The following is a 12,893-nucleotide window of genomic DNA, read 5'->3' as shown; positions in this document are numbered from 1 at the left end:
TGGAGGACGGGGCCCGGGCGTCCGCGGGGCCCGGAGTACGGGGGCGGGCCCGGCGGACGCCGGCGGCGCAGACGCCCGGGGGACGTCTGCGCCGCCGCGTGTGCCGTACAGGGGGGCGGCGCGCGGAAAACTGCCGTGCGTCGGTTCGCGCGCTTCTGCGATCATCCCCGGATGGCGCGGAGTCTCGCATCGCTGGTCGTCCGGCACACCCGCCCCCTCCCTCTCCCCCAGGGGCTCCGCCGGGCAAGGAGCCGCCGCCGCGCGGCAGTTCGACGCGGCGCTGACATCCGTGGGCTTCAGGCTCTGCGCGAGGCGACCACGGTGCGCCCCTGATCTCCCCGGGGGCGCAACCGGTGTGGTTACACGACGCCCTGGGCCGTCATCGCCTCGGCCACGCGAAGGAAGCCCGCGACGTTGGCGCCCAGCACGTAGTCGTCGGGGGCGCCTCCGTAGGCTTCCGCGGTGGCGCGGCACTGCGCGTGGACGCTCTGCATGACCGCGGCCAGCCGCTTCTCCGTCTGCTCGAAGGTCCAGACGTCACGGGAGGCGTTCTGCTGCATCTCCAGCGCCGAGGTGGCCACGCCGCCCGCGTTGGCGGCCTTGCCCGGTCCGAAGAGGATGCCCGCCTCCCGGAACACCTCGATCGCCTCCGGGGTGCACGGCATGTTGGCGCCCTCGGCGACGGCCCGGACGCCGTTCTTCACCAGCGCGGCCGCGTCCGGTGCGCCCAGCTCGTTCTGCGTGGCGCACGGCAGCGCGACGTCGCAGGGCACGTCGAAGACCGAGCCCCGCTCGGAGAAGCGTGCCGTGGGCCTGGCCTCCGCGTACGCCGACAGACGCGCCCGCCGCGCTTCCTTGATCGTCTTCAGCAGTTCCAGGTCGATGCCGTCCGCGTCGACGAGGTACCCGGAGGAGTCGGAGCAGGCCACCACCGACCCACCCAGCGCGTGCACCTTCTCGATCGCGTAGAGGGCCACGTTCCCGGAGCCGGAGACCACGACCTTGCGGCCGTCGAAACCGTCCGCGCGCGTGGCCAGCATCTCCTGCGCGAAGTACACCGCGCCGTAGCCGGTCGCCTCGGTCCGCGCCTGCGAGCCGCCCCACGAGACGCCCTTGCCGGTCAGCACCCCCGCCTCGAAGCGGTTGGTGATCCGCTTGTACTGGCCGAAGAGGTAGCCGATCTCGCGCCCGCCCACCCCGATGTCGCCCGCGGGGACGTCCGTGTGCTCGCCCAGATGCCGGTACAGCTCGGTCATGAACGCCTGGCAGAAGCGCATGACCTCGCCGTCGGTACGGCCCTTGGGGTCGAAGTCCGAGCCGCCCTTGCCGCCGCCGATCGCCAGTCCGGTCAGCGCGTTCTTGAAGATCTGCTCGAAGCCCAGGAACTTCACGATGCCCAGATTGACGCTCGGGTGGAACCGCAGACCACCCTTGTAGGGGCCGAGCGCGCTGCTGAACTCCACCCGGAAGCCGCGGTTGACCTGCGCGCGTCCCGCGTCGTCCACCCACGGCACCCGGAAGATCAGCTGACGCTCCGGCTCGCACAGCCGCTCGGCGATCAGCGCCTCCACGTACTCCGGATGCGCCTGCATCGCCGGTGCCAGCGTGTGCAGCACCTCGCCGACCGCCTGATGGAACTCGCTCTCTCCGGGGTTGCGCCGGCAGACTGCCGCGTAGACGGCCTCGATGTGAGCACTGGGGTTCATACGCGTCTGCTCTCCTCTTCGTCCGCCAGGCGCCTTCGCCTCGTCCGGCACGCCTGGCCGCTGTTTCGTCCATCCATACGCACGACAGGTGTCACCGTGTCAGGGAAGAACCCCCGACGGGGGGACCCGAGGCCGTCACCGGCCCACAACTCGCCCGAATTCACCAGCTTTCGCCGCTCCGCCGATCCGTCCCGGGGCGCGCTTACCTGAGAGGTCATCGACCGCGGTGCGGCCGCGGTGCCAGCATCGTCGGCGTCAAGGAGTCGACGAGACGGAGGACGTCATGACCGCCTACGCGATCGCCCATCTGCGAGAGGCCGCCCCCCACCCGGAGATCGCCGAGTACATGGAGCGCATCACCGACACCCTCGCGCCCTACGGGGGCCGCTTCCTGGTGCACGGCGCGCAGCACGAGGTGAAGGAGGGCGGCTGGCCCGGACACGTCGTGGTGATCGGCTTTCCCTCGCTGTCCCGGGCGCGTGAGTGGTGGGACTCGGCCGCGTACCAGGAGATCGCTCCGCTGCGTTCGCGGCACATCGAGGGCGACATCATCCTCGTCCCGGGCGTCGCCGACGGATACGACCCGGCGGCCACCGCCCGGGCGATGCTGGAGGCGCTGCCCGCCCGGTAACCCTCCAAAGCCCCCGTAGCGGTCACCCCCCAGCGCCGGCACCCCTCCCGCGCCCGCGCCCGCGCCCGCGCCCGCGCCCGCGCCCGCGTCCGCGTCTGTCCGCGTCTGTGCGAGGGTCGCGCGACGGCGACCGCCCAAGGCCCGATCGGAGCCGCCCCGCCGCCACCGGGCGACCTCTCGACAAATAGACTGCGCGCAGATAGTCTGTAGACACATCATCCAGTCGAGGAGGTCGACCCCCCATGTGGAAGTACGAGCACGGCATCGAGACCAGCGCCGCTCCCGAGGCGATCTGGCGGCTCTGGGCGGACGTCGAGAACTGGGGCGCCTGGAACGCCGAGATCGAGAAGGTCGAGATCGACGGCCCGTTCACGACGGGCGCCCACATCACGATGACGCCGCCCGGGGACGACCCGGTACTGCTGCGCGTCGCCGAGGTCACCGAAGGCGAACTGTTCGTCGACGAGGCCCGCTTCGGGGATCTGCTGCTGCGGACCGCCCACCGGATCGAGCGCCTCGGCCACGACCGCAGCCGGGTGGTGTACCGCATGGAGATCAGCGGCCCGGGCGCCGACGAGGCCGGACCTCAGATCGGCCCGGGCATCACCGCCGACTGGCCCGAGACCATGGCCTCCCTGGTCGAGCTGGCTCAGCGCTGATGCCCCTCAGCCCCGACGACAGCCCCGGACTACTGCTGTGGCACGCCACGCTCCGCTGGCAGCGCGACATCGCCGCGACCCTCGCCCCGCTCGGTCTCACGCACGTCCAGTTCGTGCTGCTCGCCTGCGCATGGTGGCTCAACTCCCAGGGTGAGCGTCCCAATCAGCTGACTCTGGCCCGACAGGCGGGCACGGACGTCAAGATGACCTCCCAGGTCCTGCGCACCTTGGAGCAGAAGGGACTCGTCACCCGCGAGGCCGACCCGGCCGACGCCCGCGCCAAGCGCCTGCGCGTCACCGAGGCCGGCGCGGACCTGGCCCCCCGCGCGATCGCCGCCGTCGAGCTCGCCGACGCGCGCTTCTTCCAGCCGGTGCCCGTCGACCAGGTCGTCCCCCTCCTCCGCCGCCTGGCCCACCCCGCCCCCGACCCCCCGGCAGACCCGCACTGACCGCCTGACCTCCCGGTCGGCCGACCGGGAGGCATCCAGTTCAACGCTGCCTACTTGAGGTAGGCGGCAGCCCGAAGGAGGCCGCGTCTCTTCCAGGACCTCGGCCGGGGGATCCTCGAAGCCACCGCTGTCCGCAGCCACAGCCGTCTCCCGTCCCGTCCTGGTCGCCCGCGCCTGCGCGTCGACCCAGTCCAGGGGCCACCCGGATTCCCGCACTCCGCCTCGCAACCGCCCGGGCAGCGCACCGCGTCTTCACCGGCACCTATGGGAGTTGCGCAACCGGGCAACCGATGCAACCGACACCTCTGGAGGACGTACGACGTGGGCATCATCGGTTGGATCATCCTCGGCCTGCTCGCCGGAGCCATCGCCAAGATCCTGCTCCCCGGACGTGATCCGGGCGGATTCATCGGCACCACCCTCATCGGCATAGCCGGCGCCTTCGTGGGCGGCTGGATCTCCGCCCGCTTCCTCGACCGCCCCGTGGAGAAGCACTTCTTCGACCTCTACACCTGGGGCGCGGCTGTCGGCGGCGCCCTCGTGCTGCTCATCGCTTACCGCCTGCTGTTCGGCAACTCCCGCGACTGAACAGCGGATCGACCGGCGCGATCGCCGTCGCGGCCTCCGTCCTCGAAGACGCGACGGCGACCGCGACGGCAGGGTGACAGAGGCTCGGCCTGGCCATCGTCCACGGCTGATGAGCATCAGGCCCAACCGGGCACCGCGACCCCTCGGCCTGACCATGATCCACACCAGTCCCTGCGCGACACCTGATCCAAGACCCCCGAAGGCCCCTGAAGTTCGCACGCGTCACGGGTGACGTCACGGGCGGGCGGCAGTGCCTTGTCCTGCGTGTCCTGCGCGCCCTGCGTGTCCTGCGCGCCCCGCGGGTCCCGCGTGTCCTGCGTGTCCCGCGGGGGATCTCCCGTGTCGGGGATGTGGGCGCGCGTCCGGTCGTCGCTGCCGGTCGTGGACCGCGGCCCGCCGGGGTCGCTCGGCAGCGACCCCGGCGGACGCGCACCACGTCAGCGGGTCAGCACTTCAGCGGATTACGGCAGCGGCGGGTAGGCGTTCTGCACCAACTGCTGGAACTGGGCCGGGAACCAGTGGCCGGCCAGCGGCGAGTTCGGCAGTGCGCCCGTCGGACTGTTGCCGTTGCGGGCGTTGCCCCCGTACGTCGGGTCGCACATCCGGTCGAAGCCCTTGCCCTCGTCGTTGGGGACGGCGGCGCTGTTGCCGTCCGACTCCCCCGGCGGCTTGACCCACACATACGCGTCGATGCCGGCGGCCGGAGCCGCGGTGGGCCGTTCGCCGAGGCCCGCTCCGCTCTGGTTGCACCAGTTGCCGGCGTGCAGGCGCCGGTCGGTGCGGCTGCCGTCGACGTAGCCGTCCACGGTGGTCGGCGAGGCGGGACCGGTGGGCCGGGCGGCGCCGCCCCAGCCGTTGCGCGAGGTGTCGATCAGCATGCCCAGACCGGATCGGAACCCGGCCGCCACGAGCTTGTCACGCAGGGCCTGCGCGAAGGACTGCTCGTCCACGTACTGGTTCCAGTCCACCCACTTCGACTGTCGCACCGTCTGACCGTTCACCGTGTCGGTGATCTTCAGGTACGGCTCTTTGGTGGGGCTGTAGTTGGCGGTGTTGACGATGAAGCCGGCCACGTCGTCCACGCTCGCGCCGTTCGACGTCGCGACCTTCTGGAATTCCTGCACCGCGGGACCCAGGTTGCTGTCCCAGCCGAGCCAGCCGTGGTGCGCGGCGTCGATGTAGTTGTAGACGTTCGGGATGGCGCCCAGCTTGTCCAGGGCGTAGCCGACGCCCTTCTCGTAGTTGCCGTTGGCCTTCATGGTGACGCAGGCGTCGGTGGTGGTGTTGGTGCCGCCGGCGTTGGTGACCAGGTTGGGCAGCGAGTCCGGTTCGATGACCGTGGCGATCCGCAGGCCCGCGTACCGAGGTTCGGACAGGATGGAGGCGATGGGGTCGATGTACTGGGTCTTGTACTTGTCGAGGTCGCCGGGTCCCAGTTCGCCGTTGGAAGCGAGGGCGGCGCAGTCGCGGCCGGGCAGGTCGTAGATGACGAGCTGGACGACGAGGTCGCCGGAGCCCCTCTGCTTCAGGGCCTCGTCGAGGTGGGCCCGTAGGCCCATGCCGCCGCCGACGCCGTTGACGGCCGCGATCCGGTCGAGCCAGACGGCGGTGGGCTGGTCGGCGATGCGGCTGCCGCCCGGTTCGGCGGCGGCCTTGGCGGACCACTCGGGGTTCACGTACACCTTGGCGCCGGTGTAGGGGTTGTCCACACGGCTGCCGCCGCCACCGCCGCCCCCTCCGGTACCCCCGCCGGCGGTTCCTCCCGTGTCCCCGCCCGTTCCACCGCCGGCGCCTCCCCCGGTGTCCCCGCCGGTGCCGCCGCCCGTACCCCCACCGGTGCCCGCGCCGCTGTCGATGTTGCAGGCGACGCCGTCGAGCGTGAAGGCGGCGGGCACGCTGTTGGCTCCGCTGTAGGAGCCGTTGAAACCGAAGCTGACCGCACCGCCGCTCGCCAGCGTGCCGTTGTAGCTCTCGTTGGCGGCGGTGACGTCGGCGCCGCTCTGGGTGATCTTCGCGTTCCAGCCGTTGGTGACCTTCTGGCTTCCGGCGTACGACCACTTCACCGACCAACCCGACTTGGTGGCCGCGTTGTTGGTGATGGTCACGGCCGCGGTGAAGCCGGTGTCCCACTGGCTCTGCACCTTGTAGTCGACGGTGCAGGGGATGGCCGAGGTGGCCGCGCCGGCCTGGCCGACGAGGAGCGTCGTCCCCGACAACCCGGCGACCAGCGCCAGGGCGACGAGCAGCGATGTCCTGGTGTGACTCATGAGTGGGGGCTTCCTTCTCTCGATGGGGCCTGACGAATGGAGGGCTGCGCGAAAGGTCTCCTCGCGCCTGGAGGCGCGCGAAAGCTCCGTCACGCAGGCGTGCGCGCGAAAGCTCTCGTGGTCCGACGCCCACGCGGCGGCGGTCCCCCGGCGGAAAAGAGCGCAGGGACAGTTCGGGGACGGGCCGCGGGAGCGGTCCCTCATGCCTCGTGGTGCGCGTGGGTGCCGACCGCCGACTACCGACGGGACGGATCGTCCGTGGGACCGGGACCGGGACGGGGACCGGGACCGGGTTCGGGTTCGGGTTCGGGTTCGGGACCGAGATCGGGACTTGGACCGGGACCGGGACCGGGTTCGGGTTCAGGACCGGGTTCGGGACCGGGATCGGGACCGGGACCGGGACCGGGATCGGCACCAGTTCCGGTTCCGGGCGGCCGCCAGGCCCGTCCGGACTGCCGACCACGCGGACCCGAGGGGCCTGCGTACTCGACAGACGCCGCCCTTACACCTGCTGACGGCCCGTCAAACGACGGTCGTCGCCGCCGTGGCGCCCTGGTCGAGAGCACGAGCCGACCCGTGCCCGGGAGGAGTGCGACCGAACTGCGGCCGACCAAAAGTACTGAACGCGGGGGGTGTCGCATGAGCGAGTCCTTGCAGCTTGGCGCGCCGCTACGGACGCGTCGAGTGACGGAATCGCTCCCACTGGTGAGGAGGAAGTTAACGCCCACCGCCCGGATTTCCTAGGGCTCTTGCGAGACTTTCCCTCCCACTGGCCCGGTTCGGACTTCGAACGCACCGACGTCTTGACCGCGTCGGCATTCGTCCCCACGATGGGAGCGCTCCCACTGGATTCGGACCTTGGCATCTCTCCATGAGTCGCACGACGCAAGGAGGAACAGCACATGGAACCTGTACGCGCACCCAGAGCCGCGGCCACGCCCACAGCGACTGCCAGAACCCCCGCGTCGCATACGCGCCCATCGCCGACGCCGGTGTGAGGGCCCAAATCGTCGACGGACGCGGCCGATCGGGCACGTCATTCCGGCGACTCCGTGCCCGTCCCCTGTTCGGGAGCGCTCCCAGCATGGCCGTAAAGACGTGCTGCAGGCCTCCGCCCGCTGGTGAACTCATGTGCTCGCCCACCCCCGGCCGGTAAGATCGGTGATCTCGTGGGGGGAGGTGGTCATGGGCAGACGGCGCCCGGGGACACCGACGCTGGAGGAGGTGGCCGCCCACGCACAGGTGGGACGGGGCACGGTCTCCCGTGTCGTCAACAACGCGGCGGGCGTGAAGGAATCGACGCGCCGAGCCGTGCAGCGGGCCATCGAGGAACTGGGGTACGTGCCCAATCTCGCGGCGCGTTCCCTGGCCGGCCGGCGGGCCGACGCCGTCGCCCTGGTCATGACGGAGCCGGACTGGCGCATGTTCGCCGAGCCCTTCTTCTCCGAGACCGTCCGCTCGCTCGGTGACGCGCTGACGGACACCGGGATCCAGTTGTTGCTGACCCTGGTCCGCTCGGACGCCGAGCGACAGCGCTTCCTCGAGTACGCGCGCGGCGGCCGGGTCGACGGGGCCCTGCTGATGTCCGTGCACGCCGGCGATCCACTGCCCGACATGCTCGCCGACGCCCGGTTGCCCACCGTTCTCCTCGGACGCCGCTCTGGTGAGGAGTACATCAGCTACGTCGACGCGGACAACATCGGCGGGGCCCGCACCGCCGTCTCCCACCTTCTGCGACAGGGCCGAAGGGTCGTGGCGACCATCACCGGACCGCTCGACCTCTACGCCGCACAGTGCCGGTTGCGCGGTTACGAGGAAGCCCTGACGCTGGCGGGCCTGGGCGGCGAGCAGTTCCGCGTCGCCGAGAGCGACTTCACGGCGGACAGCGGACGCCGGGCCATGGCCGAGCTCCTCGAACGGCACCCGGACATCGACGGCGTCCTCGCCGCGTCGGACACCACGGCCGCGGGTGCTCTGGAGGCCCTGCGCGCCGCTGGACGCCGGGTTCCCGAGGATGTCGCCGTGATCGGTTTCGACGACTTTCCGCTGGCCCAGCGGACCGAACCCCGTCTGACGACGGTGCGGCAGCCGATCGAGGAGATCGGTCGGGCCATGGTCCGGCTGCTCCTGGAGGAGATGGAAGAGGGCGCGGTTGCCTGGCGTCACGTCATCCTGCGCACGGAGCTCGTCGTACGCGAATCCGCCTGATCCCCGCCTGCCGGCGTGTCTCGCCAGTGCTCCCGGCACGGATGTGGCGCGGCAGCGCGCCCCCCTCCGACCTGCGGTGACGACATCGGGTTGGACAGGTTCATGCCGACAGTCTTGTCAGTCCCGCGAACCCTCCCTACAGTCCCAGCGGAACCGGATTGGGAGCGCTCCCATGCACAAGTCGCGGGAACGCTCCCGTTACCCCCCTCCCTCTGAAGAGGATCCGCATGCGTCCTTCACCGCACCATGCCCCCCGCGCGCGTGGCCTGCTCGGCGCGCTGCTCGCCTCACTCGTCTCACTCGCCGCGCTGGTGCTGACCGCGCCGGCGGCGCACGCCGACACCACCGTGTGCCAGCAGTTCGGGTCGACGACGATCCAGGGCCGCTACGTCGTCCAGAACAACCGCTGGGGCACCAGCGACGCCCAGTGCATCAACGTCACCGACTCGGGCTTCCGCATCACCCAGGCCGACGGGTCCGTCCCCACGAACGGCGCCCCGAAGTCGTACCCGTCCGTCTTCAACGGCTGCCACTACACCAACTGCTCGCCCGGCACCAACCTCCCCGCCCAGCTCCGCGGCATCTCCAGCGCGCCCACCAGCATCTCGTACGGCTACGTCAACAACGCGGTGTACGACGCCGCCTACGACATCTGGCTCGACCCCACGCCCCGCACCGACGGCGTGAACCGGACCGAGATCATGATCTGGTTCAACAAGGTCGGGTCGGTCCAGCCCGTGGGCTCCCCGGTCGGCACCGCCTCCGTGGCGGGGCGCGACTGGCAGGTGTGGTCCGGCAACAACGGCTCGAACGACGTCCTGTCGTTCGTCGCCCCGTCGACGATCACGAGCTGGTCCTTCGACGTCATGGACTTCGCGCGGCAGGCCGTCTCCCGGGGACTGGCCCAGAACAGCTGGTACCTGACGAGCATTCAGGCCGGTTTCGAGCCGTGGCAGAACGGCTCGGGCCTCGCCGTGAACTCGTTCTCCTCGTCCGTCAACACGGGCACCTCGACCGACCCGGGCGGCCCCGGCGGGTCCACGACCTGCAAGGTGGCGTACGCGACGAACGTCTGGCAGGGCGGCTTCACCGCCGACGTCACCGTCACCAACACCGGCTCCTCCGCCGTGAGCGGCTGGAAGGTGGCGTTCACGCTGCCGTCCGGGCAGCAGATCACCAGCGGCTGGGGCGCGAACGTCTCCCCGTCCTCAGGCGCCGTCACCGCGAGCAACCTGGCCTACAACGCGGACATCGCGGCCGGCGGCCGGGTCGCCTTCGGGTTCCAGGGCGCCTACAGCGGCGCCTTCGCCAAGCCCTCCGCATTCACCCTGAACGGCACCGCCTGCACCACCGTGTGACGCTCGTTCCCCCTCGGGGCCCGTCGGTCGCACCACGCGGCCGGCCGGCCCGGAGGCCGCGGGGGCCGTGGCGGCCCCGGGGGCGGCAAGAAATGACGCGGCACCGGACGACGGCGGCTGCGGGGTGGCGGCGGACGTCAGCCGCGGAGCCCGGTGAGGAAGTCCACGAGCGCCGCGTTCACCTCCGCCGGACGCTCCTGCTGCGTCCAGTGCCCGCACCCCTCCAGCCTGAGCGGCTCGCGTCGCAGATCGGGCATCAGGTCCGGGAGCGCCGCGATGAGTTCGGGCGTTCCCGGGAAGGCCGGGACCAGATCGCGGTCCCCGTAGACGTACAGCGCGGGAACGCTCACGACCGCCTGGTGCCAGGCCGCCGTCAGCTCCCAGTTCCGGTCGAGGTTGCGGTACCAGTTGAGCGCGCCGGTGAAGCCCTGCGAGAAGCTGTCGGTGAGGACGTCGAGATCGGCCTCGGTCAACCACTCCGGCAGGACCTCGGGATCGGGCATCGTCTCCAGCCACCCCCGCCCGGGCTCGATCAGCGGCTGCTTGCCCCGAGCGGCCTCCGGGGCGTCGCCGGACGCCATGCAGAAGAACTTCCGCAACGTCGTGCGCGGGTCCTTGGCGAACTCCGCGTCCGCAACGCCGGGTCGGTTGAAGTAGTTCCAGTAGAAGCGGCCGTCGAACATGCGGTCCATCGCGGCGAGCGGAGGTTCCGTCCCCCGGAAAGGCGGCGGCACGCTGAGCCCCGCCACCCCCAACACCACGTCCGGCCGCAGCAGCGCGGTGTGCCAGGCGACCGGCGCACCCCAGTCGTGACCGACGACGTACGCCTGCTGCTCACCGAGCGCGTGGATCAGCCCGACGACGTCGCCGACCAGGTGGAGGATGCTGTACGCGTTCACGTCCTGGGGGTGGTCGCTGCGGCCGTATCCGCGCTGGTCGGGTGCGACGACCCGGAAGCCGGCGGCGGCCAGCGGGGCGAACTGGTGCTGCCACGAATGCCACGACTCGGGAAAGCCGTGCAGGAGCACGACCAGAGGACCTTCGCCGGCCTCCGCGACGTGCAGCCGGATCCCGTTCACGTCGATCACTCGATGCTCAACCATGTGCAAAAGCATATGCCTCCTGATCTTCGCGCAGAGATCCGGTCCGCCGACGGCACGGGTCGCGGGAACCGATCACCGTCCGGCACAAAGGCGTTCGGCTTTCCGTGGTCCCGTGCAGCGACAGGCGAGCTGCCGAGCGGGCTTACCGCCCCGGTCGGGCGGCCTCCGGCCAGTCGAGGGCCGCGCGAGCACGGTGGACCGCCTCCTCTGGGGTCAGCCGTCCGCCGTGTTCGAAGACGTCCGTGAAGGCCGGTCCGCCCAGGGCCGTCCGTGCCGTCGTCGTGACACGGTCGACGTCTCCGCGCTCGGCGGGGCGGGAGCGGGCCCCCACCCCGCGACGGGCCGCGTCCGCCGCCCCGAGCAGCACGGCTCACCGGTCCCGCGGGCGCTCACCGGCGCGGAACCCGAACGCGCCCGCGCGGGTGGTCGCCCCGCACGCCGTCCCCGAGGCGCCCGCTGCCGCCCCTGGGTGGCGGCCCGACCGCCCGTGACCCCGCGTTCCGGGGGCCGCACCGCACCGACACACCCACGGCGCAGGCCCCGTCCCCAGACGATGCGGAGATCACGGCATGAGCACCTCGCCAGACACCACGCTCCCTTCCGGGAAGGGAATCCTCGCCGCACGCGGCACCGAGAGCGGTGGCCGGGGCGGGGGCGGGGAGCGACAAGCGCTCCCGCTGCCTCAGCGGCGGCAGGACTTCCCGTCGCCGCGGCCTCGACGTCTCCCGGATTCCCGTCAGCCGCCAGATCTGTACCAAACGGAAAAAAAGTCCTATATTTTCACCTACCTCTGCCGGGTGATGTGGTGCGTCGAGCACCGTTCCGAGGGGCTGCCCGGAAGCGGGTAGCCGGAGTGCCACGCGGAGGTTGTGGTGATGTCTTTCCGCTCCATCAGTCGCTTGTTCCCGTATTCCGATGACGTCGACCGTGTGACGGGCTTCCGGGGAGGCAGCGCGTGAACTGGCGTGACCTGGCGGCATGCCGCTTCGAAGATCCAGAACTCTTCTTCCCCATCGGCGAGGACGGTCCGTCGAGACTGCAGATCGAGCAGGCCCGCGCCGTCTGCAATCGGTGCCCCGTCATGACCGCCTGCGGCAGCTGGGCGCTGCACAGCGGCGAGTACGACGGCGTGTGGGGCGCCATGACGGCAGGCGAGCGCCGGGCGTTGCGGCTCTGGCGCGAGACCTGAGCCCGGGTCCCCCACCGGAGCCGAGCGCAAGCGGAACGCCCCCCACCCGACGGGGAGCCTTCACGATTCACGCACAACAGGAACACCCCCTCATCACCTTCGATATGCTCCTGGCGCTTCGTTCGCACCACCGAGGGGGGATTCCTCATGCGCAAGCGCCACGCCCTGGCCGCTCTCGCGGCCGCGGGCGCCATAGCCGCGATCACGGCGGGACCGGCCCAGGCCACCGAGTACTCGTCAGCGCTGAAGGTCAAGGGCGTCCAGTACGACGCCCCAGGCGCCGACTCCAACCGGTGCTCCGGCGGCAACACCAAGAACGAGTACCTCACGATCAAGAACTACTCGCGCACCGCGACGGTCGACCTCAAGGGCTACGTCGTGAAGGACGCGACCGGCAACAAGTTCACCTTCACCGCCAGCCACAGACTGGAGCCCGGCGACCATGTGAACCTGCGCGGCGGCAGGGGCGCCGACTCCGACGCGGGCAACGTCGTCTACCGCCAGAACTGCAACTTCATCTGGAACAACGACAAGGACACCATCTACCTGCTCAAGCCCACCGGCGCCAAGGCGGACGTCCACTCCTACACCAAGCGCGCCAACGACGCCGACGGCAACGGTTACATCGCCTACCACGGCTGACTCCCCGCCGAGGCGACCCCGCGTCCCGCCTCCCCGGCCGGCGCAGGACGCGACGCCGTCTCCTCCGGCTCGGCCGCACACGGCGGGCCGGAC

Annotated in this window: 11 protein-coding genes; 8 read left to right on the top strand and 3 right to left on the bottom strand. The window is 71.0% G+C overall.

All coding sequences use genetic code 11. From position 1 onward, the window contains the following. Positions 1-359: 359 nt before the first annotated feature. Positions 360-1,706: an NADP-specific glutamate dehydrogenase gene (gdhA, locus tag ACFVYK_RS22225; RefSeq protein ID WP_389776623.1), complete on the bottom strand. Its 1,347-nt coding sequence runs from the start codon at positions 1,704-1,706 to the stop codon at positions 360-362. 283 nt (positions 1,707-1,989) lie between these two features. Here gdhA and ACFVYK_RS22220 point away from each other — a divergent pair, with 283 nt between their 5' ends. The 4 genes from ACFVYK_RS22220 (at position 1,990) to ACFVYK_RS22205 (ending at position 4,033) form a co-directional block, all read left to right on the top strand. Beyond that, entirely contained in the window at positions 1,990-2,337 is a 348-nt protein-coding gene (locus tag ACFVYK_RS22220; RefSeq protein ID WP_389776621.1) for a DUF1330 domain-containing protein, read from the top strand. Positions 2,338-2,579: 242 nt separating this feature from the next. Beyond that, the gene (locus ACFVYK_RS22215; RefSeq protein WP_389776618.1) at positions 2,580-2,996 is read left to right on the top strand and encodes an SRPBCC family protein; all 417 of its coding nucleotides are present in this window, start codon (positions 2,580-2,582) and stop codon (positions 2,994-2,996) included. Continuing rightward, positions 2,996-3,445 carry a MarR family winged helix-turn-helix transcriptional regulator gene (locus ACFVYK_RS22210; RefSeq protein ID WP_389776615.1) on the top strand — a complete coding sequence of 150 codons (450 nt, stop codon included), beginning with the start codon at positions 2,996-2,998 and terminating at the stop codon, positions 3,443-3,445. Before ACFVYK_RS22215 ends, ACFVYK_RS22210 begins: the two co-directional genes overlap by 1 nt. A gap of 321 nt (positions 3,446-3,766) precedes the next feature. Further along, positions 3,767-4,033: a GlsB/YeaQ/YmgE family stress response membrane protein gene (locus ACFVYK_RS22205; protein ID WP_389776613.1), complete on the top strand. Its 267-nt coding sequence runs from the start codon at positions 3,767-3,769 to the stop codon at positions 4,031-4,033. A 461-nt stretch (positions 4,034-4,494) separates the two neighbouring features. On the opposite strand, the gene ACFVYK_RS22200 is transcribed toward ACFVYK_RS22205, so the two are convergent. After that, positions 4,495-6,300 (bottom strand): glycoside hydrolase family 6 protein, encoded by a 1,806-nt coding sequence (locus tag ACFVYK_RS22200; RefSeq protein ID WP_389776610.1) that lies wholly within the window; start codon positions 6,298-6,300, stop codon positions 4,495-4,497. A gap of 1,185 nt (positions 6,301-7,485) precedes the next feature. Between ACFVYK_RS22200 and ACFVYK_RS22195 the strand changes: the two genes are divergently transcribed. Together ACFVYK_RS22195 and ACFVYK_RS22190 are read left to right on the top strand one after the other, a co-directional pair. Then, positions 7,486-8,508, top strand: a complete 1,023-nt coding sequence (locus ACFVYK_RS22195; protein ID WP_389776607.1) for a LacI family DNA-binding transcriptional regulator — start codon at positions 7,486-7,488, stop codon at positions 8,506-8,508. Positions 8,509-8,735: 227 nt separating this feature from the next. Continuing rightward, a complete protein-coding gene (locus ACFVYK_RS22190) occupies positions 8,736-9,866 on the top strand; it encodes a cellulose binding domain-containing protein (protein WP_389776604.1) in 1,131 nt (376 codons plus the stop codon). Between the two features lie 137 nt (positions 9,867-10,003). On the opposite strand, the gene ACFVYK_RS22185 is transcribed toward ACFVYK_RS22190, so the two are convergent. Further along, entirely contained in the window at positions 10,004-10,969 is a 966-nt protein-coding gene (locus tag ACFVYK_RS22185) for an alpha/beta fold hydrolase (RefSeq protein WP_389776601.1), read from the bottom strand. Between the two features lie 955 nt (positions 10,970-11,924). Between ACFVYK_RS22185 and ACFVYK_RS22180 the strand changes: the two genes are divergently transcribed. Both ACFVYK_RS22180 and ACFVYK_RS22175 read left to right on the top strand, forming a co-directional pair. Further along, on the top strand, positions 11,925-12,158 hold the full coding sequence (locus ACFVYK_RS22180) for a WhiB family transcriptional regulator (RefSeq protein WP_389776598.1): 234 nt from the start codon (positions 11,925-11,927) through the stop codon (positions 12,156-12,158). Between the two features lie 147 nt (positions 12,159-12,305). Beyond that, positions 12,306-12,800 (top strand): lamin tail domain-containing protein, encoded by a 495-nt coding sequence (locus ACFVYK_RS22175; RefSeq protein ID WP_389776595.1) that lies wholly within the window; start codon positions 12,306-12,308, stop codon positions 12,798-12,800. The last annotated feature ends 93 nt before the right edge of the window (positions 12,801-12,893 follow it).

The sequence above is a fragment of the Streptomyces sp. NPDC058291 genome (assembly GCF_042880855.1).
Classification (GTDB): Bacteria; Actinomycetota; Actinomycetes; order Streptomycetales; family Streptomycetaceae; genus Streptomyces.
This window is presented reverse-complemented; position numbering and strand designations above follow the sequence as displayed.